The sequence below is a fragment of the Streptomyces sp. NPDC102274 genome (genome assembly GCF_044766385.1).
GTDB lineage: Bacteria > Actinomycetota > Actinomycetes > Streptomycetales > Streptomycetaceae > Streptomyces.
The window spans coordinates 97352-116509 of sequence record NZ_JBIWLW010000032.1 but is presented as its reverse complement, the minus strand read 5'-3'; the positions used below and the strand labels follow the sequence as shown (position 1 = coordinate 116509).

Annotated in this window: 18 protein-coding genes and 1 pseudogene; 10 read left to right on the top strand and 9 right to left on the bottom strand. The window is 69.7% G+C overall.

Annotated features, from left to right (window positions below; all coding sequences use genetic code 11):
- Positions 1-172: 172 nt before the first annotated feature.
- The 4 genes and pseudogenes from ACIRQP_RS32835 to larB form a co-directional block, all read right to left on the bottom strand.
- The gene (locus ACIRQP_RS32835; protein WP_403896647.1) at positions 173-1504 is read right to left on the bottom strand and encodes a cytochrome P450; all 1332 of its coding nucleotides are present in this window, start codon (positions 1502-1504) and stop codon (positions 173-175) included.
- 237 nt (positions 1505-1741) lie between these two features.
- A complete protein-coding gene (locus tag ACIRQP_RS32830; RefSeq protein WP_403896644.1) occupies positions 1742-2605 on the bottom strand; it encodes a S1 family peptidase in 864 nt (287 codons plus the stop codon).
- 636 nt (positions 2606-3241) lie between these two features.
- Positions 3242-3457, bottom strand: coding sequence for a hypothetical protein (locus ACIRQP_RS32825; RefSeq protein ID WP_403896641.1), 216 nt, complete (start codon positions 3455-3457; stop codon positions 3242-3244).
- A gap of 212 nt (positions 3458-3669) precedes the next feature.
- Positions 3670-4116: pseudogene (gene larB, locus ACIRQP_RS32820) on the bottom strand (nickel pincer cofactor biosynthesis protein LarB); the annotation flags it as partial.
- A gap of 104 nt (positions 4117-4220) precedes the next feature.
- On the opposite strand from larB, the gene ACIRQP_RS32815 reads away from it, so the two are divergent.
- From ACIRQP_RS32815 to ACIRQP_RS32790, 6 genes are all read left to right on the top strand, one after another.
- Complete coding sequence (locus tag ACIRQP_RS32815; RefSeq protein ID WP_403896639.1) at positions 4221-4619, top strand: hypothetical protein; 399 nt, start codon at positions 4221-4223, stop codon at positions 4617-4619.
- Positions 4616-5527 carry a hypothetical protein gene (locus tag ACIRQP_RS32810; protein WP_403896636.1) on the top strand — a complete coding sequence of 304 codons (912 nt, stop codon included), beginning with the start codon at positions 4616-4618 and terminating at the stop codon, positions 5525-5527. Before ACIRQP_RS32815 ends, ACIRQP_RS32810 begins: the two co-directional genes overlap by 4 nt.
- Complete coding sequence (locus ACIRQP_RS32805; RefSeq protein ID WP_403896633.1) at positions 5488-5745, top strand: hypothetical protein; 258 nt, start codon at positions 5488-5490, stop codon at positions 5743-5745. The genes ACIRQP_RS32810 and ACIRQP_RS32805 overlap by 40 nt, the downstream gene beginning before the upstream one ends.
- Entirely contained in the window at positions 5745-6983 is a 1239-nt protein-coding gene (locus ACIRQP_RS32800) for a hypothetical protein (protein WP_403896631.1), read from the top strand. The genes ACIRQP_RS32805 and ACIRQP_RS32800 overlap by 1 nt, the downstream gene beginning before the upstream one ends.
- A gap of 266 nt (positions 6984-7249) precedes the next feature.
- Positions 7250-8566 carry a mannitol dehydrogenase family protein gene (locus ACIRQP_RS32795; RefSeq protein ID WP_403896629.1) on the top strand — a complete coding sequence of 439 codons (1317 nt, stop codon included), beginning with the start codon at positions 7250-7252 and terminating at the stop codon, positions 8564-8566.
- Positions 8563-9306, top strand: a complete 744-nt coding sequence (locus ACIRQP_RS32790; protein ID WP_403896626.1) for a hypothetical protein — start codon at positions 8563-8565, stop codon at positions 9304-9306. The genes ACIRQP_RS32795 and ACIRQP_RS32790 overlap by 4 nt, the downstream gene beginning before the upstream one ends.
- A gap of 110 nt (positions 9307-9416) precedes the next feature.
- Here ACIRQP_RS32790 and ACIRQP_RS32785 read toward each other — a convergent pair whose 3' ends face one another.
- The 3 genes from ACIRQP_RS32785 to ACIRQP_RS32775 all read right to left on the bottom strand — a co-directional run bounded on the left by ACIRQP_RS32785 (position 9417) and on the right by ACIRQP_RS32775 (position 12577).
- Positions 9417-10382 carry an aldo/keto reductase gene (locus ACIRQP_RS32785; RefSeq protein ID WP_403896623.1) on the bottom strand — a complete coding sequence of 322 codons (966 nt, stop codon included), beginning with the start codon at positions 10380-10382 and terminating at the stop codon, positions 9417-9419.
- Positions 10383-10560: 178 nt separating this feature from the next.
- Positions 10561-11622 carry a zinc-dependent alcohol dehydrogenase family protein gene (locus ACIRQP_RS32780; RefSeq protein WP_403896620.1) on the bottom strand — a complete coding sequence of 354 codons (1062 nt, stop codon included), beginning with the start codon at positions 11620-11622 and terminating at the stop codon, positions 10561-10563.
- A gap of 79 nt (positions 11623-11701) precedes the next feature.
- Positions 11702-12577: a sulfotransferase family protein gene (locus ACIRQP_RS32775; RefSeq protein WP_403896617.1), complete on the bottom strand. Its 876-nt coding sequence runs from the start codon at positions 12575-12577 to the stop codon at positions 11702-11704.
- A 495-nt stretch (positions 12578-13072) separates the two neighbouring features.
- Between ACIRQP_RS32775 and ACIRQP_RS32770 the strand changes: the two genes are divergently transcribed.
- The 3 genes from ACIRQP_RS32770 to ACIRQP_RS32760 all read left to right on the top strand — a co-directional run bounded on the left by ACIRQP_RS32770 (position 13073) and on the right by ACIRQP_RS32760 (position 14407).
- Positions 13073-13396 carry a DUF4333 domain-containing protein gene (locus ACIRQP_RS32770; protein ID WP_403896614.1) on the top strand — a complete coding sequence of 108 codons (324 nt, stop codon included), beginning with the start codon at positions 13073-13075 and terminating at the stop codon, positions 13394-13396.
- A 322-nt stretch (positions 13397-13718) separates the two neighbouring features.
- Positions 13719-14021 carry an ArsR/SmtB family transcription factor gene (locus tag ACIRQP_RS32765; protein ID WP_403896611.1) on the top strand — a complete coding sequence of 101 codons (303 nt, stop codon included), beginning with the start codon at positions 13719-13721 and terminating at the stop codon, positions 14019-14021.
- Positions 14018-14407: a VOC family protein gene (locus ACIRQP_RS32760; protein ID WP_403896608.1), complete on the top strand. Its 390-nt coding sequence runs from the start codon at positions 14018-14020 to the stop codon at positions 14405-14407. The genes ACIRQP_RS32765 and ACIRQP_RS32760 overlap by 4 nt, the downstream gene beginning before the upstream one ends.
- A 210-nt stretch (positions 14408-14617) precedes the next feature.
- Here ACIRQP_RS32760 and ACIRQP_RS32755 read toward each other — a convergent pair whose 3' ends face one another.
- Both ACIRQP_RS32755 and ACIRQP_RS32750 read right to left on the bottom strand, forming a co-directional pair.
- Positions 14618-15946: an enolase C-terminal domain-like protein gene (locus ACIRQP_RS32755; protein ID WP_403896606.1), complete on the bottom strand. Its 1329-nt coding sequence runs from the start codon at positions 15944-15946 to the stop codon at positions 14618-14620.
- A 148-nt stretch (positions 15947-16094) separates the two neighbouring features.
- Positions 16095-17432 carry a gluconate:H+ symporter gene (locus tag ACIRQP_RS32750; protein ID WP_403896603.1) on the bottom strand — a complete coding sequence of 446 codons (1338 nt, stop codon included), beginning with the start codon at positions 17430-17432 and terminating at the stop codon, positions 16095-16097.
- Between the two features lie 673 nt (positions 17433-18105).
- Here ACIRQP_RS32750 and ACIRQP_RS32745 point away from each other — a divergent pair.
- Positions 18106-19092 (top strand): alpha/beta hydrolase family protein, encoded by a 987-nt coding sequence (locus tag ACIRQP_RS32745; protein WP_403896600.1) that lies wholly within the window; start codon positions 18106-18108, stop codon positions 19090-19092.
- Positions 19093-19158 lie beyond the last annotated feature (66 nt).

Below are 19158 nucleotides of genomic sequence, written 5' to 3'. Positions count from 1 at the left end.
CACTGCACTCGCTTCGCTCGCTCCGTCTCGGCACAGGGAACTGTCCTGCGGATGCCGAGCGCGATCGCAAGGCGGAGGGTCTCCCCAGTACTGGACGTACTGGGTGATCCCGACAACGCGGCGAGCGTGCGTGCCGGGCGTCGCCGGGCAGGCGGGACTTTGACGACACGGCCTAGCCGCGTGGCGGTACCAAGGTTGCGGGAGTCGGGCCGTCCGGGCGGACGGTGATGCCGTACAGCGCCTTCGTGGGGGTGGAGTGAAAGGTCAGGGTGTGCACTGGCAGCAGGTGTTCGAGGAGGACGGTCGATTCGCGGAGCGCGAATTGCAGACCGAGGCAGGCTCGGGGACCGATGCCGAAGGGGAGGTAGGAGCCCGGGTGGGCAGGTCGGCCGTCCGGGGTGATGAAGCGCTTGGGGTCGAAGTGCTCTGGGTCCGGCCACAGTTCGGGGGCGCGGTGTGTGAGGTACGGGCAGACCAGAATGTCGGTGCCCGCCTCGATGGTGTAGCCGGCGAGGGTGTCGTCCTCGGTGGCGTGGCGGGGGAGGATCCAGACGGACGGGTAGAGGCGGAGGGTCTCGTGGACCAGGGCCTGGATGGCGTGGCGGCGTTGCGCTGAGCCTTCGCCGCCGGCGGCGAGGGCTTGTTCGCGGGTGGTGGGGTGCTGGTCGAGGAGCAGGTAGAGCCAGGTCAGGGTGGTGGCGGTGGTCTCGTGCCCGGCCGCGAGCAGCGTGACCAGCTCGTCTCGGATCAGCCGGTCGGTGTACTCGGGGCGCTCGGTGGCGGCGTCGATCAGGACGTGCAGGAGGCCGGGGCCATGGGGGCCGGCCTGCCCGCCGCGGGCTGCCTCGATGGTGTGCCGGGCGACCGCGTCGATCCGGGCGAGATCGGCGGCGACGGCGTCCCGGGCGTCGGTGACATCGGCGGGCAGAGTCGGAAGGGTGGCAGCCACGGCGGCTACGGCGTCCAGTTCGCGCTCGGTTCCGTCATCGAGGGGGTTCCCGGTGAGAGAGCGCCAGATGGCGTCCAGGGCGAAGCGGCGCATCTCCCGCCCGACATCGAGGCTCTGCCCGGTACGGGCGTACCCGGCCCAGCGCGCGGCGGTGGTCCGGGCGGCCTCGGTGATCCGCTGTTCGTAGCGGCGCATGCCGGGGCCGGTGAACTGGGACTGTAACAAGCGGCGTTGGCCCTTCCACGCCGCACCGGTGGCGGCGAGGACTCCGTCGCCGATCAGCAGACGGGCGCGGTGGGAGCGCTTGACGTACCGCTCCGGGTGCCGGGCGAGTACGTGCTGGACGGCCTGCGGGTCGGTGACGAGAACGGTGGGGGCCGGCCCGAGGCGGAACGCGGCGATGCCGCCGAACCGCTCGCGCACCTGGCACAGCAGCTCGACCAGTTCGCCTCCCCCCGACCGCCACCGCTCCACGAGTTCAGGCTCGGCTTCGGGGACCGGCCATCCCGTTGCGGGAATGTGCGAAAGGGAGCCGGGACCGGCTTCGGGGTCCATGATTCTTCTCCTGGTCAACGGTTGTGCTTGGCCGTAACGGAGCTCTGACACCACGGACTGTACGAGAGCGGGCGCACCCGGTGACAGCCCGCCTCGCCATGGCCACTTTCCGGGTATGACCCCGTTACTGGCATGGCCTGGATCCCGCCGCCCTCCGGCCGGGCAGCCGGGCAGGGGTGCCGTACCGTCCCGTCGCCTTGCGCGGGCGACGGGACGGGACGGTACGTGTGCGGGCGGTCAGTAGACCGTGGCGCCATAGGTGTTGAGGGCCTCGACGAGGGGCTGGAAGAAGGTGGTGCCCCCGCTCGTGCAGTTGCCGCTGCCGACCGAGGTCAGGCCGAGTCCCGTGCTTCCCGCGTACAGCGGGCCACCGCTGTCACCGGGTTCCGAGCAGATATTGGTGCGGATCAGTCCGGTGAGGGTGCCATTGGCAAGACTCACGGTGTAGTTGAGCCCATTGACCTGTCCGCAGCGCACACCGGTCGTGCTGCCGCTGGCGCAGGCCCCCAGGCCGACCGTCGGGTTGGCGGCACCGGTGATGTCCTGGACGGTGCCGTTGTGGAGGTAGATGACGCCCTGGGTGTCCGTCGGAGTGGTGGAGTATCTGGCGATCCCGAAATCATTACCGGGGAAGGAATTGCCGACGATCTGGCCGAGCGGGTCCGGCGGGTTCGGGTCATCCGGCGGCCATTTCCGCTCGTACAGGATCTGACCGATCTGGTAGCAGTGTCCGGCTGTCAGCCAGTAGTGCGCGGTGCCGATACGCACGTTGAATCCGAGGGTGCACGGCACCCATCTCAGGTCATAGGTCGCCTGCCCGGGAAGCGGGCCCCGAGGCTCCAGGTGTCCCTTGGTACGTTCGATCAGTAACGCGCCGGCGAGGTCACCGGCCGCGTGCTTGAGCTTCGCGATCTCGGCCTGGCTCACGCTCTCGTCGGCCGTCACCCGGACCCGGCCGGCCCTCTGGTCGACGGCCCAAGCGGTGCCGGTGATCCCCGAGTTGAGCAGAGTGTCGCCGACGGTGGCGAGTTCGGCGGTGCTGAAGGCCCGAGCGGCCTGGGGCCGCGTCCGGTCCTGGGCCGTGGCGTTCGGTGTCAGCACGACGGTCAGGGTGAACAGACCGGCCAACGCGGCGAGCAGCCGCCATCGCCCGGGTCTGGTTGCGGGTCTGGTTGCAGGTCTGGGTCCGGGTCTGCGTCTGAATGGACGCATGCGCTGAATTTCCATGTGTACCTCCGGCCATGAAGGGCGGGACAGGACTGAGGTGCTGAGCGGTACGGCGGTGAAGTGGAACGGCGGTGAAGTGGAACGACGCGGAGCCGACCGCGAAGAACACACCTGGACGCCGACTACCGGCTATCGGCTGTTGGTTGTCGGCCGCTGACCACTGACTACTGACTACTGACTATTGACTACTGGCGTACTGGCGAGTCACGGAACGCGGACTCGTATGCGGGGCATCAGGCTCCCACACGACCACACCGTGAGTAGCAGTATGTTTCCGGACTGCGGCAGCCGCCGCTCCGGCATCAGAGGTGCTCCGGAGTCCCAACAACAGGGCTTGTCCACGCGCCGTTTCACGCCCCACGAACACCGACGGCACGTTCGTCCCCGCCCGTTGTACGCACTGGTCCCCGTGCCCGATCGCTCCCGGCGAGCGCCCGCCGGAGCCCCCTCGCCCCGCGTCGGTCGGGGTCGGGAAGCTCGCCCTCCGGACCGTCCGGCCGGATGTCTGGATTATGAACGGCGTGCCGAGGGGCTGCCGGTGGAGTCGTCGGCCGGGGCGATACCGAGCGAGCAGCGGGAGCAGATGGAGGAGATCGACGCGTCCCGGCGCCCGGTGTGGCCGGTGACGTGGCGGCGGTGCTTCCACTTGACCCGGCTGCACCTGGACGCCGGCGGGACGAGATGGACGAGATGCCGGCCGCAGCGGAACGAATCTTCAGTCCTCACCGACCACGCGTACGACCGGGGACCACTCCGAAGAGATCCGATCCGCGATCCGCGATCCGCGATCCGCGAACCGCGAGGACGAGCGGCCCGGCTACGTGCGGCGCCTGGCGGCGTTCGCCGCAGCTTCACCGGTCTCTCTATCGCGAACCGCAGTATCAGGCTGCCGAGCAGCATGTCGCCGGAAATCCCGGAAAACGGATTCAGCCAGAGGATCATGCCGCCGCCCGCGCCAGCCCGAAGGCGGCCATCGCCGCGCTGAAACCGGCATCGATGTTCACCACGGTGACCCCGGCCGCGCAGGAGCTCAGCATGGCCAGCAGCGCGGTCACGCCCTCCAGCGCGGCGCCGTACCCGGTCGAGGTGGGCACCGCGACCACCGGTACGGAGACCAGTCCGGCGACCACGCTGGCCAGCGCGCCCTCCATGCCGGCCACCACGATCAGCGCGTCGGAAGCCGAGATCGGTTCGATCCTGTTCAGCAACCGGTGGATGCCCGCGACGCCGACGTCGTGGTACTCCGACACGAGCAACCCGATACTGCGGGCGGTCGTCGCCGCCTCCGCGGCCACCGGACCGTCGGCGGTGCCGGCTGTGACGATTCCCAGCCGGAAGCCGCCCGGGGCGGCCGGCCGCCACACGATGATCTTCGCTTCTTCGTGGTATTCGCCTCGGCCAGTTCCGCGTCGGAGATCTCACGGCGCCGGTCGACCGCGCCGGCCAGGTCTTCTTCGGGGAGTTCGACGCTGGCCACATTGCCGTTGGCGTGAGCCCGCACCCGGCAGCGGCGCAGGCCGAGTGCGTGCAGGGCCGCTTCCGCGGCTTCGACGCGCGCCAGCACGTCTGTGGCGAGAACACCGCACCGGACCATCCGGCCCGGCACCCGACGAAGGTGAATCTGCACGACCTGGTGGACATCGCCATCGACACCAAGGTTCCGATCGGCGACGCGGTGATCACCATGGACGGAGTGACCGAGCGATTGGCCGCCGTGTCCACTTTCGCCAACGCCTACGCGCTGAACGCCCTGGTACTGCGGGCTGTCCAGTTGCTGGCCGGGACAGGGGTGGAGCCGCCGGTGTGGCGCAGCGGCAACTCGCCGGGCGGAGACGAGGCGAACGCGCGGTTCCTGGCAGATTTCCGTTCGCGTGTGGCCAAGCTATGAGCAGGACACTCACCGGGCGGGACCCGGCGACCAACCACACCGTCCGGGTCACCGTCGAGGACGGGCGGATCTCGCGGATACGGACACTCGCCGAACCGGCCGAACTGTGGCTCGCTCCCGGTCTGGTCGACCTGCAGGTCAACGGTTTCCAGGGGCACGACGTCAACGGTGAGGACACGGATCCCGGTGTCGTCGCGGAACTCGTGCGGTCGCTGCACCGAATCGGGGTGACCACGGTGGTTCCGACCATCGTCACCGCCGCCGAGGAGCGGGTGATCGCCTCTCTGAACGCGGTCGCCGAGGCCCGTGCGGCCGACCCGATGGTGGCGCACGCGATTCCCTACGTCCATGTGGAAGGGCCATATCTGTCCGGTGAGGACGGTCCGAGGGGAGTCCACGACCCCGACCAGATCCGGCGGGCCGACCTCGCGGAACTGCGCCGGTGGGGTGATCTCGTGGGGATGGTCACCGTCTCGCCGCACGAGGACGCGGCGATCGAGTTCATCGCGGAAGCCACGCGCAGGGGCGTGCGCTGCGCGATCGGCCACACCCACGCCACACCGGAGCAGATCACCCGCGCCATCGACGCGGGCGCGCGACTCATCTCGGCAACGGGGCGCACGCCGTGCTCGCCAGACACCCCAACTATCTCTGGTCGCAGCTCGCCGATGACCGGCTCCACGCCGGGTTCATCGCCGACGGACACCATTTTCCGGCGGAGACATTCAAGTCGATGCTCCGGGCCAAGGGAGTTGAGCGCTCACACCTGGTCTCCGATTCCACCGCGCTGGGTGGCAAGCCTCCGGGCCGCTACCGCACCGCGGTGGGCGGAGAGGTCGAGTTGTCGGACGACGGCCGACTGTCCTATGTGGGCACTCCGTTCCTGGCCGGTGCGTCACGGTCGCTGACCGACGGGGTGGCGACCGCCGCCGCGATGGCGGCTCTGCCCCTGTCCGTCGCGCTGCGCCTGGCGTCGGTGAACCCCGGACGATTCGTGGGGGAGCGCGGAACACTGCGCGTCGGCGGGCCCGCCGATCTGGTCACCTTCGCGTGGTCGCCGGGGGACACCACTCTCGACGTACGCACCGTGCTGGCCTCCGGCGTCACGGTGCGGGAGAGCGCGTGATGCCCCGGGTGGGTGTGGCCGTCCGCGACTGCACCCCACGGGCCGGGCTCGCGATGTCCGGGTTCGCCGCCCGCACCGAACCCGCCACCGGTGCACACGACCCGTTGACGGTGCGTGCGCTCGCGGTGGACGACACCGTCCTGCTCACCGTCGACGCCTGCGGTCTGCACGAGGATTTCTGCGCGCGGGTGCGTGCCGCGATCCCCGGCCACTCGGTGGTCGCGGCGACCCATACCCATGGCGGCCCGGTCACGATGCCGGGCCGCCTCGGCGGGCCGCTCGACCGGGCCTATCCCGACGCGCTGGCCGCCACCTGCGTCGAGGCCGCCCACAGCGCGCTGGCCGCGCGGGAGCCGGCGACGATCGAGGTGGGCGTCGGCCCGGATCCAGGAATCGCGCGCAACCGGCGGCGGATCGACGGCGCGGTATACGCCCCGCTGACCGTCGTCCGGTTCCGGCGCCCGGAAGGCTCGTCTCTCGTCTGTGTGGTGAACTACCCGTGCCATCCGGTGGTACTCGGCGCGGACAACCGTCGGTGGACGGCCGATTACCCGGGCACGGTGCGTGCGGCGATCGAGGCGGCCGAGCCCGGATCGGTGGGGCTGTTCCTCACCGGATGCTGCGGAGAGCTGAACACCGGGCACAGCGCCCACGCGTCGGTGTCGGTGGAGACCTCACAGGACCGCACCTTCGAGGCGTGCGAGCGGGTCGGCGGCCGGATCGCCGAGGCGGCGCTGGCCGTTCCCACCCGCTTGTCGCCCGCAGCGGGACCGGCCAGGGGTATCTCGGCGGAGACCGATCTGCCGCTACGCGCGCCGGACCCCCGGGACACCGCCGCGTCGTGCACGGACTGGCAACGGGAACTGCCCCTCGCCGCCCCGGCGAGGCAGGCACTGCTGCGCGGCTGGATCTCCTGGGCCGAGGACGTCGCGCCGACGCCCATGGCCTCCTGGACCGCGCGGGTGACTGTGCTGCGCTGGGGCGGCGTACGTCTGGTGGCCCTGCCGGGCGAACCCTTCTCGGAGACGGCGCGTGACATCACCGCCCGGCTCCCCGGCGACACCCTGGTCATCGGTTACGCCGACGGCTGCCCTGGATACATCCCGCCCGCGGGGGAGTTCGCCCACGGCGGGTACGAGGTGGACGAGGCACACCGCTACTACGGGATGCCGGCGCCGTTCGCCGAGGGCGCCGCCGAGCGGCTGACCGAGCTCGCGGTCGCCATCGGAGGTGAGTGAACGGCGGTACCGTCCGATCCGGATGAAATAGACGTTCTGTAGCGGATTTTGGGCCGGTCCGGGCGAGCCGACCACGCGGCGGAGGGCCTGCCCGAGGACATCTCACACGTCGACGGGCCGGAGGGCCCGGAGCTATCGCGAAAGCAGCGTCGTCCGCGCGCAGGCCAGGCGGACTTTCCCAACAGGCCCTGGGACCTGAACTTTTGAAAGGCGGAACAATGGCGAGGCTCAGCCGAGCGGCATGGGGAAACACGGAACCCGCACCGGTGCGTATCGCGCATCTCGGGCTCGGCGCGTTCCACCGGGCACACCAGGCATGGTGGACCGGGGCGGTGAGCCAGGACGACCCGTGGGGCATCGCGGCGTTCACCGGCCGCGGCCCGGCCGCCGCGACCGTCCTGGCCGGGCAGGACGGTCTGTTCACACTCCTGGTCCGGGCCCCGGACGGGGACGAGGCCCACGTCGTGTCGTCGATCTCCCGTGCGGTGGACGGTTCCGACACCGCCGCGTTCACCGGCTGCCTGGCCGACCCGGCGGTGGGCATCCTCACGCTGACGGTGACGGAAGCGGGCTACTGCCGGGGGGCGGACGGACGGATCGACCTGACCCACCCGGCGATCGCCGCGGACCGGCAGCGGCTTCTGGCCGGGCTCGACACCGCGGAGCCGCTGCGCAGCGCCCCCGGCCGGGTGGTCGCCGGTCTGCTGGCTCGCCGTCGAGCCGACGCGGGTCCGTTGGCGATCGTGCCCTGTGACAATCTCACCGACAACGGGGGAGTGTCCCGGTCGGTCATCAGGGACTTCGCCGAGACAGTCGATCCCGGTCTGACCGACTGGATAGCGGACTCCGTGGCCTTTGTCTCCACGGCGGTTGACCGGATCACCCCGCGCACGCACGCCGACGACCTGGTCGCCGCGGCCGCCCGCACGGGATGGGACGACCAGGCACCGGTGGTCACAGAGCCATTCCGGGAATGGGTGCTCGCCGGGGACTTCCCCGCCGGACGACCGGCTTGGCAGGACGCCGGCGCCCGATTCGTCGACGACGTCACGCCTTTCGAGGAGCGCAAGCTCTGGCTGCTCAACGGCGCGCACTCGATACTCGCCTACGGCGGGCTGGGGCGCGGGCACAGTACCGTCGTACAGGCCATCGCGGACGACACCTGCCGGCGCTGGGTCGAAGAGTGGTGGGTCGAGGCATCCGCGCATCTCGGGCAGCCCCAGGGGCAACTGAGGGAGTACCGCGCGCAGTTGTTGCTCCGGTTCCAAAATCCCCGGATCCGCCATCTCCTCAGCCAGATCGCGATGGACGGCTCGCAGAAGCTGCGGATGCGGGCGATCCCGGTGCTCCGGCGGGAACTGGCCGCGGGTCGACGCGGCGAAGCCGCCCTGCGGATGCTTGCCTGCTGGATCGCGTACGTGCGTGCGTCCCCCGCCGATCTGACCGACCCGTTGGCGGACAGCCTGCGGCAGGCCGCGCGGGCACCGTGGCGAGAGGCGTGCCGGGGGCTGCTGAGCGTGCTCGACGCCGAGCTGGCCGAAAATGACGGGGTCATCGCTGACCTCGACAGCATGGGGGTGTGAATGCCATGACAATGGCCGGGCAGGAGGTCATCGATGTGTCGCACTGGCTCGGCGCGCTCATCACCAGCGCCGAGATCATCGGTACCCGCGGCATCACCCCCGTGCGCGCACTGATCAACCGTGCCGCGGCGATGGTCCCCACCGAGTTGCGCTGCTTCAGCCTCGTGGTCGAATCCGGCACCACGAATCTGCACGCGATCACTTACGGCACGACGGAGGGGGCCTGGTCCGCGGCGGCGGACATCGCCGCCGAAGTCGATGTGCGGTACCTCGACGCGCCGGTGAAGCGTGTGCTGTCGCTCGTATCCGACCGTTATGACGAGATGTGGACGGCAGCCAAGGGAATGTACAAGGTGGAGCCGGTAGTCGCCGACGGCGGTCAGGTGGTGCTGTACGCCCCCCACGTCGCCGAGATCAGCCAGACCTATGGATCCGAGATCCGTGCCGTCGGCTACCACTGCCGGGACTACTTCGTGCGGCAGTGGGACCGTTACAAGCACCTGCCGTGGGGCGTGCTGGCGCACTCCACCCACCTGCGCGGCAGCGGTACCTACGACGTGACCGCCGGAGAACGCTGCCGCATCGACGTCACCCTGGCTACCGGGATCGACGCCGACACCACCCGGTCGCTGGGCCTGACCTATCTGGACCCCGCCTCGATCGACATCGCCGAGTGGTCGCGCGACCCCGAGACGTTGGTGGTGCACAACGCGGGGGAGATCCTCTACAGACTGCGTTGAGGGACAGCAGGTCCGCCGCGCACGTGCGGGTGGACTCCGTCGTCCGGTCCACCCCGGCCGCCCCCTCACGGCCGACCGCGATGGGGCGGGTCGTTCCGGCTGCCGGGGACCTACGTCCAGGGCAGCGCCGCCCGGCGCTTCCAGTACTCGGGAGCCGGCTCCGCCAGGACCGCGAGCCGGGCGAGCTGGTCGGCGTCGAGGCGTACCTCGTCGGCGGTGACGTTGCTTGCGAGCTGCGCGGAGGTGGCAGCGCCGGAGAGCACGATGTCGGCCCACGGCTTGTGAAGGACGGCGGTGAGGGCGACGGCGTCAGGGGTGGCGCCGGTCTCTCCGGCGAGATCCGCGAGGACGGGCGGCAGTCCCTCGTTGGCGAGACGGCCGTTGGCCATGGCTTCCTTGACGATGACGGAGCAGCCCGCGTCGTGTGCTTCCGCGAGGGCGGCTCCGGCGGAGGGCTCCAGCAGGTTGTGGGTGGCCTGGACGCTGGTGAACAGCTGGTCGCCGTCGACGGTGACCGCGAGCGCGGCGCGGATGGCGGCCGGCTGCTCGGGGCCGCTGGTGGACAGGCCGATGGTGACGCCTTCGGAGGCGAGGACCGCGAGCCGTTCGTGGAGAGCGCGATCGGTGAGCGCGGGGCTGTCGGGGGTGACGGAGTGGATCTGATAGAGGTCGAGGCGCTTGCCGAGGAACGCGCGGGTCTCGGCGATCTGACGGTCGAAGGTGGCCACGCTATGGTCCTTGACCTCGTGCACCGCCGCGTCGGTCCGCCAGCCGGCCGTGTAGGTGTAACCCCACTTGCTGCCGATCACGGCGTCGCGGACCCCGGGCCGGCCGCGCAGCCATGCGGCGAGGAACTCCTCCGCTCCGCCGTAGGAGCGCGCGGCGTCGAAGTACCGCACGCCCAACGCGTAGGCCTCGTCGAGCACTTCGTGGGCACGCGCGCGCATCGTGTCGACGGTCCGGTCGACGGGCAGGTCCCTGTCCCGGCCGAGGTTGATGTAGTCGGGACGGCCGATCGCCGCGATGCCGAGTCCGATGCGGGTGTACGCGGCCGCGGCGAGACGTTCGAATGGCACGGTCGATTGTCCTCCGTCGTACGGAGTACGGGACCTTCGCAGTCGTTCCGGTGTGGTGGACAGCCACCGCTCGGGAACACGGGTCCGCGCGAGCAGGACTCCATCCTACCGAGAACACGCCCGGCCTGCCCGCCCGAGGAACTGGCCGAAGAGTTCGGGCGCCCTCCGGGGAGTCGTGTCAGCCCCGGGGGGGAAGCTTGCCCGGTTGCGGCGCGATGACGGTGATGCCGGTACCCGAACCCTCACTCAGCCCCGCCAGCGCGGCTGGCACCTCGTCCAGCCCGATGATCGAGTTCACCAGCAGGTCGGGGCGCAGCCTCCCGGTGCTCACCTGACCCATCATCTCCGGGTACGCGTGGGCCGCCATCCCATGGCTGCCGAGGATTTCGAGTTCGAACGCGACGACACGGTTCACGGGTACGGCGGGGCCGCCCGGCGGCAGCAGTCCGACCTGTACATGCCTGCCCCGTGGCCGCAGACTCTCCACGGACGCCGAACAGGTCGCCACGGAGCCGAGCGCGTCGAGCGAGACGTGCGCGCCGCCGCCCGTTGCCTCCCGGACAGCGGCTGCCACGCCGCCGGGCACCGCTGTGGCGTCCACGCACACCTCGGCGCCGAACCTCCTGGCCAGCTCCAGCGCCCCCGGCGCGACATCGACCGCGACGACCCTGGCACCGCAGGCCACCGCGATCATCACCGCGGACAGACCGACTCCGCCGCACCCGTGTACGGCCAGCCACTCGCCCGCCCGGACGCGGCCCCTGGCCACGACGGCCCGGAAGGCGGTGGCGAACCGGCAGCCGAGGGCCGCGGCGGTGATGTAGGACATGTCCTCGGGCATGGCGACGAGGTTGACGTCGGCCCGGTGCACCGGAACGTACTCGGCGAACGACCCCCAGTGGGTGAAGCCCGGCTGCTCCTGGCGCAGGCAGATCTGTTGATCGCCCGCCGCGCACGCGGGACAGCTCCCGCAGGCGCAGGCGAAGGGCACGGTGACCCGGTCACCCACGTGCCAGTTGCCGACCTCCGCGCCCACCGCCTCGATCCGGCCCGCGGGTTCATGTCCGGGCACATGCGGCAGGGTGATCCCCTCGTCGTGGCCCATCCAGCCGTGCCAGTCGCTGCGGCACAGTCCCGTCGCCTCCACCCGCACCACCACGCCGGCGGACGGCGGCACCGGATCGGCCACCTCCCGCACCTCCGGCAGCCGGCCGAATTCCTCGAACACCACAGCTCGCACGGGCTCCACTCCCTGGTCGTCCGCCGGTCCACAGCCGGATCCGAGCCCCATTTGACCATCGGAATCCGACGGACAGGACCTAACTCTCGTAGCCCCACGACTTCGCGATCTCCACCAGACGCGAGGGCAGGTCGTGGGGAGTCTCGACCCGCTGCGCCGGTTTGATCACCCCGGATTTGATGGTGTCGCTCCAGTCGCCCAGTTGGGGGCGGAAGTCGCCGTGGTCGTGACGCCCGTAGTCGAGCATGCCGGGCTCCCACTCCACACCGAGGAACGCGCAGATCTCGCGGGTGACGTTCTCCGGATCGGTGGTGAGGCGCTCGTAGGTGACGACGCACCCGTCAACCGCGTTCCGTGACTCGTCCAGCCTCTCCGCGTAGCGCAGCACCTCGGCGTGGATCTCGTCCAGGTCGGGATCGGCGCGGCGGTTGACCAGGGAGGCCACCACCGCCGCCGGATTCCGCAGCAGGAAGATATAGCGGGCCTGAGGCCAACATCGGTGGAGCCTGGGCCAGATCAGGGTGTTGGGCGGAGTCTTGTCGACGATGATGTTCTTGCCGCTGCGCTCCAGCTCCAGATGGAGCACCCGGTCCCACAGCACGTGTTCCAGCTCGTCCTTGTCCATCTGCAGTTCTCTCATGGCATCCGCGCTGAACTCGCGGTCCATGTGCACATGCAGGGTGCGCAGATGCATCTCGTGCGGGGCCCGGATCTCGGAGTGGCTGTTGAGCAGGACACGCAGCAGCGTGGACCCCGAGCGCACCGGCGAAAGAATGAAGACCGGTGTCTCGACCAGCCGGGGCGCCCGCGGGGCCCGATAGCCGTCGTCCGCCCCTGTCCGTACCGCCGCGGATGGCCGGCCGAAGTCCCGCGTCGGCGGGCGAAGGGCCTGCCCCAGGAGCCTTCCCCTCCTCCTCAGCCCCTTCGTGATGGTGTACATTCGCGCCTTGCTCACGCCGGCACCCTTCTTGCATTGTCTGTCGCCCTGTCAGCAGACGCGCTGGGGGGCACACACGCAGTCCAGGCGGCGAGGGCGAACTTGAAGTGTATGGAAAGTGAAGAGGCGCCGGAGGTGGGCGATCCGCAGGGCTGTCACCTGCGACAACGCCCTTTTCTTAGTTTTTACTTGAAGAAAATGCACCGGAAGACGCTTTTCTTCATCCCGGGGGCTCATTCACCGCCGTCATGTGACGGCGTCGGACGAGACATTCCGCCGAAGCCGAGCGAATCCCCCGGTCGAGATCGCCAACATGTCCCTCGCCGCCCGCGCCCTGAGGTGTCGCGTGGTCTTCAGGTTGCCCCGTGCCCCGGTGAATCGGCGCCCGTGCGCGACAACGACCGCGCCGGTACGTGACGGACGGCAGTGCCTGTTTCCCAACCCTGAGCCGGTGCGTGCGGTGTTCTGAGAAGGCCCTTGTCGCGGCAGCCGCAGGGGCGGTAGGAATCTGGGGTGACTGAACAAGGGAAGTTCGCCCGTAGCGTCGTAGGGCTATCGGCTGTTGTCATCGCTGTCTGTGCTGTCGTGGTAACGGTCAACGTAGTGAACGCTCAACCGCCGCGTCTGTTGGACCAGGAAGCGGTGGAGCGGCAGGTTGCGGCCACCGTGCGAGGGGGGAGCGACATGTCCAGGGACGGGGTGTTCTGCCCGACCGCGATGGAAGCCAAGAAGGGCAACGTGTTCGAGTGCTCTGTCGCGGTGGGCGGCGGTGGTACAGATTTCGCCAAGGTTGAAGTTGTCGACGACCAGGGCAAACTCAGCATGGACAAGTACTGACGGTCCTGCGCGGTGCCACACCTCCGTCACCTGTTCGGAGGCCCGAGGTCGGCGAGGGCGTGTCTTCAAAGTCCCGCCTGCCCGGCGACGCCCGGCACGCGTGCTCGCCGCTCTCGCCTCCTGCGAACTGCCGGAGATCGTGCGGCTCCGAGCACACGAATACACCGGGGACCGCCGTCGCCAGGGCCGGTGACCGGCCCAAGGTCCACCCGGCGGGTGCGGGACTGTCCGAGCGGGAGAGTGCCGATGCCGCGGCGGCGGAAGTCGTAGCGCGGGGCCCCTCGACTTGATAGGCAAGTGAATGCTTGCCTATGCTGTGGTGGTGGCCGACGACCTTTTCAAAGCCTTGGCCGACTCCACCCGCCGCACCATCCTCGACGAGCTCGCGCAGAAGTCCGGACAGACACTGTTCGAGATCTGCTCGCGACTGAGCATGAAGCACCAGCTCGGCATCTCGCGCCAGGCGGTCTCCCAGCATCTCGCCGTGCTGGAGACCGCCGGTCTCGTCGAGACCAGGCGGGAGGGCCGCTACAAGTTCCACGATCTGAACACGGCCCCGCTGCGGCAGATCACCGAGCGATGGCCCGTGCCCGACACATCCGGACCGGAGGAGAGCACCCCATGAGGATCCATCTGACCAGCGTCTTCGTCGACGACCAGGCCAAGGCCCTGCGCTTCTACACCGAGATCCTCGGCTTCGTGAAGAAGCACGACGTCCCGGTGGGCGAGAAGGACCGGTGGCTGACCGTCGTCTCGCCCGACGAGCCCGGCGGCACCGAACTCCTCCTGGAGCCCGCCGGCCACCCGGCCGTCAAGACCTACCGCGACACGCTCGCCCAGGACGGCATCCCGCTCGCCCAGTTCGCCGTCGACGACGTGAAGGCGGAGTACGAGCGCCTGCGCGACCTCGGCGTCCGCTTCACCCAGGAGCCCCTGGAGATGGGCGCCGTCACCACCGCGGTCTTCGACGACACCTGCGGCAACCTGATCCAGATCGCGACACAGCCGTAGCGGACGGTCGGCCGCGTTCCGGTTCATGGGGGGGCTCCTCCTACAGCGTCCGCCGTCGTGCGTGACCGTACTCCCGTGATCGCCGTGTCTCTCCCCCCGGCCGACCGGTGCGGGGACTGTCACGCCAGGCCGGTGGCGACCGGGGCGTTGGTGCCTCCACCACCCGGCAGCCGTTGTCCCCGTACGCCCGCGAGGTTCTGTGAGGAGTCCTCAGCGCACAAGACAGGGGCGTTTGCCGTCGAACTTCCAGTCGGGGACGAGGTAGCGCATTCCGATGGCGTCGTCACGCGCCCCCAGTGCCTTCTCCTGGTACAGGTCGTGGGCCGCGAGGAGGCGGTCCATGTCGATCCGGACCCCCAGGCCGGGGGCGCTGGGCAGGGCGATCTCGCCGCCGACGATGCGGGGCGGGGCGGTGGTGAGTCGCTCCAGTCCCTCTTGCCAGATCCAGTGTGTGTCCAGGGCGTTGTACTCGCCCGGGGCCGCGGCTCCGCAGTGCGCCACCATGGCCAGGGAGATGTCGAAGTGGTTGTTCGAGTGGCATCCCCAGGTCAGGCCCATCGCATTGCACAGCTGGGCCACTCGCACCGAGCCCTGCATGGTCCAGAAGTGCGGGTCGGCCAGCGGGATGGAGACCGACTGGAGGGCCAGGGCGTGGGTCATCTGCCGCCAGTCGGTGGCGATCATATTGGTCGCCGTGGGGAGGCTGGTGGCGCGCCGGAACTCGGCCAGGATCTCGCGTCCGGAGTAGCCGCCTTCGGCTCCGCAAGGGTCCTCGGCGTACGCGAGCGTACCGACGAGCGGCCGGCACAGCTCGACCGCCTCGCGCAGCGACCACGCGCCGTTGGGGTCGAGGGTGATACGGGCTTCGGGGAAGCGGTCCTTGAGCGCGCGTACGGCCTTGACCTCCTCGCCGCCCTCCAGGACGCCGCCCTTGAGCTTGAAGTCGCGGAAGCCGTACAGGTCGTAGGCGGCCTCGGCCTGACGGACGATCGCCTCGGGCGACAGGGCCTCCTCGTGCCGGATCCGGTACCAGTCCACGGTGGAGTCGGGATCGCGGACATACTCCAGGTCGGTGCGGTCGGGGTCACCGACGTAGAACAGGTAGCCGAGGACCCGGACGGAGTCGCGCTGCTGCCCGTCGCCCAGGAGGGCCGCCACGGGCACGTCGAGGTGCTGCCCCAGGAGGTCGAGCAGCGCCGACTCGACGGCGGTGACGGCGTGGACGGTGGTACGCAGATCGAAGGTCTGGTCGCCCCGTCCGCCCGAGTCACGACCGGCGAACCGGTCGCCGATCTCGCGCAGGACGCGTTTGTAGTCGCCCACCGTGGAGCCGACGACGAGGGGTTCGGCATCACGCAGTGTCCGGGTGATCTTCTCTCCGCCCGGTACTTCCCCCAGCCCCGTACGTCCCTCGGAGTCCGTGAGGACCACGACGTTACGGGTGAAGTAGGGGCCATGTGCGCCGGAGAGGTTGAGCTCCATGCTGTCCCGGCCGGCGACCGGGTAGACGGAGAACGCGGTGACGGTCGGCTGGCTCATGACCGGGAACCTCCAGGTGTGCGGCGGCTGTTGGCCGGGGTGGCTGTCAGTGGCATGGGGGTGGTGGGTCCGATTCTCATCAGGATGCGTTGTGTGGTGAGGTGATCAGAGGTGATGTGAGATTGCTCGGAGAGTGCTCAGAGATTGATCAGAGGTTGAGGACGTCGAGGGCCCATTCGAGCGCCAGCACACCGCCCAGACCAAGGATCGCGAGCACCGTCGTGTAGGTGGTGCGGGCCTTGATCGCGTCGATGACCGAAAGGTTGAAGTACTCCTTGAACATCCAGAATCCGGGGTCGTTGACGTGGGAGAGGGCGATCGACCCGCAGGAGACGGCGAGGACCAGGAGCTCGGGGTGGACCCCGCTGCCCGCCAGGAGCGGCAGCACCACGCCGGAGGCCGTGACGACGGCGACCGTCGCCGACCCGAGAGCCACCCGGAGGATGACCGCGATGAGCCACGCGAGGATGATCGGCGAGACGGACCAGCCGTGGGTGAGGTCCTTGATGTAGTCGGAGATCCCGCCCTCGACGAGGACCTGCTTGAAGGCGCCGCCGGCGCCGATCACCAGGAGGATCATCGCCATCGCCTGGGCCGCCGAGGTACAGGACGCGCTGACGTCCGCCAGGCTGCGGCCGATCCGGGGTCCGAACGCCCAGATCGCCAGGAGCAGGGTCAGCAGGAGCGCGATCGGCGCCGATCCGACGAAGGCGACGAAGTGCAGGAACGGGTTCGAACCGGATACGGCCATGTCGGTCACCGCGGCGCCCGCGATCAGCACCACGGGGAAGAGGGCCACGGACAGCGACCAGCCCATGCCGGGCATCTCCTCGTCGGCGAACACGTGCTCACCGACCAGGCCCTTGGGTATGGAGGGGTTCATCGCCCTGACGAAAGGAAGACGCGGCCACACCAGGGCGATCAGCGCGCCGATGGGGACGGCGATGAACAGGCCGTAGAACAACGTCAGGCCGACGGAGGCGTGGAAGGTCGCGGCCACGGCGGTGGGGCCGGGGTGGGGCGGGAGGAAGCTGTGCATGGTGGACAGGGCGATCGACATCGGCAGCCCGACCCACAGCAGGTTCGCCCTGGTGACCCGGACGATGGTGAACGCGACGGGCACGATGATGACGAAGGCGACCTCGTAGAACATGGTGACCCCGATGAGCATCGCCGTCACCACCATGGCCACCTGGACCCATCGTGGCCCGAAGGCGTCGAGGAGCTTCCCGGCTATGCGTTGTGCGGCGCCGGAATCCCCCATGACGCGGCCGACCATGGCACCGAGCCCGATGGTGAGCATCGTGTCACCGATCTGGCCCCCGATGCCGTCCGAGAGGACTTCCGGGATCTTCTCCACCGGGATCCCCTGGACCAGCCCGACCGCGACCGCGACGAGCAGGAGGGCGGCGAAGCCGTTCAGTTTCAGCTTGGTCATGAGGAAGAGCAGAATCAGAACGCTGATCCCGACTACGAGCAGAGGCATGTCAGTTCCCCTTTGAACTGTCGGTCGAGTAGCCGGAGGCTCCGCCGGGCGTGGGACGGCGTGGGGGTGCGGCAGGGCACAGGTGTGAGGCGATCCGGGCGGCGCGGGCGGCGATCCGGGCTGCTCCGGGCCGCGTCAGCGCGCTCGTCGTACGGGTCCCACGCGGCGTCCGCGCCCTCGTCCCCGTCCAGCGCCCCGAACTCCCCCGTTCCGTAGGCGGGGAACCCCCGGTGCCGTCGCCAACTGAGCGGTCAGGTACGCCCGGTACGACTCCGGATCGAGGCTGCCGTCGTCCCGGAAGCTCGCGAGCGGGAAGGCCGGCACCCCTCGCGTCGTGACGTCACGCAGCAGCTGGGCGATGCCCTCGACCTCCGCGCTGAACCCTGTCATCGAGCCCGTCCCTATATGCAGATGACGTCTACGTATGAGAATGGAGGTTAGGCTCGCGAACGGGGTGGGGTCAATGGGTGCGGATGGCCGTGCGGCGACCGTGGCGCCGCGCGGTAGGTCGGCGTTCGGAGTTCGTCGACAAAGCGGAACCTCGTTCCGTATGTTAATCGGAACGGCGTTCCGGTTTCGGTGTGGCTGAAGCCGGACGCTGCCGACCGCCTCATGCCGCCGTCGGCCGAACGAGACCGTCGGCAGAGGCCATGGAAAAAGGGACATACGCATCATGAGTGAATCGACTTACACGGCCGACGCCGTCAGCGCGCCCACCCCGGTCCTCTCGGTCGGTCCGGTAGTGCTGTCGGCTCCCGGCCGGGCCGTGGACCTGGAGGTACGCGTCTCCGCGCCCGTGACCGGGAGCGACCTGCCGGTCATCCTCCTCTCGCACGGTCAGGGCCACTCGAACAACCTCTCCTCGCTGAACGGCTACGCCCCCCTCGCCAACTTCTGGGCGGCGCACGGCTTCGTCGTGATCCAGCCCACCCATCTGAGCTCCAGGACGCTGAGCCTGGATCCCGAGACCCCCGGGGCGCCTCTGTACTGGCGATCGCGGGCCGAGGACATGAAGCGCGTCCTCGACCGGCTCGACGTGATCGAGGCCGCCGTCCCGCAGCTCCTCGGGCGCCTGGATCCGGGCAAGGTCGCCGTGGCCGGGCACTCGATGGGCGGTCACACCGCGAGCCTGCTGCTGGGCGCCCGGCTCACCGATCCGCAGGACGGAACGGAAGTGAACCTGGCCGAGCCCCGGATCAAGGCGGGCGTGCTGCTCGCCGCGCCCGGCAGGGGCGGTGACGCCCTCAGTGAGTTCGCGGCCGAGAATCTCTCTTTCTTCTCGACCACGGACTTCTCCACGATGGCGACGCCCACGCTCGTGGTCGCCGGTGACAAGGACGCCTCTGCCCACCTGACGGTTCGGGGCCCGGACTGGCACGCCGATCCGTACTTCCTCTCCCCGGGCCCCAAGTCCCTGCTCACCCTCTTTGGCGCGGAGCACGGGCTGGGCGGGGTCTCCGGATACGACGTGGCCGAGACCACGGACGAGAACCCCGAGCGTGTGTCCGCGGTCCAGCGGCTCACCTGGGCCTACCTCCGTACGGAGCTCTACCCCGGGGATTCCGCCTGGCAGGCGGCGCGTGACGCGTTGATGGGCGGCCCCGACCCGCTCGGACGAGTCGAATCCAAGGAGGGGGAGCCGATTCCGCGTAACGAGTAAGTCGAAGAGGCACCCCGACCCGGTGGGCCGCGCGTGGACCGCCGCCACCCAGCGCGCGAAGCCTGC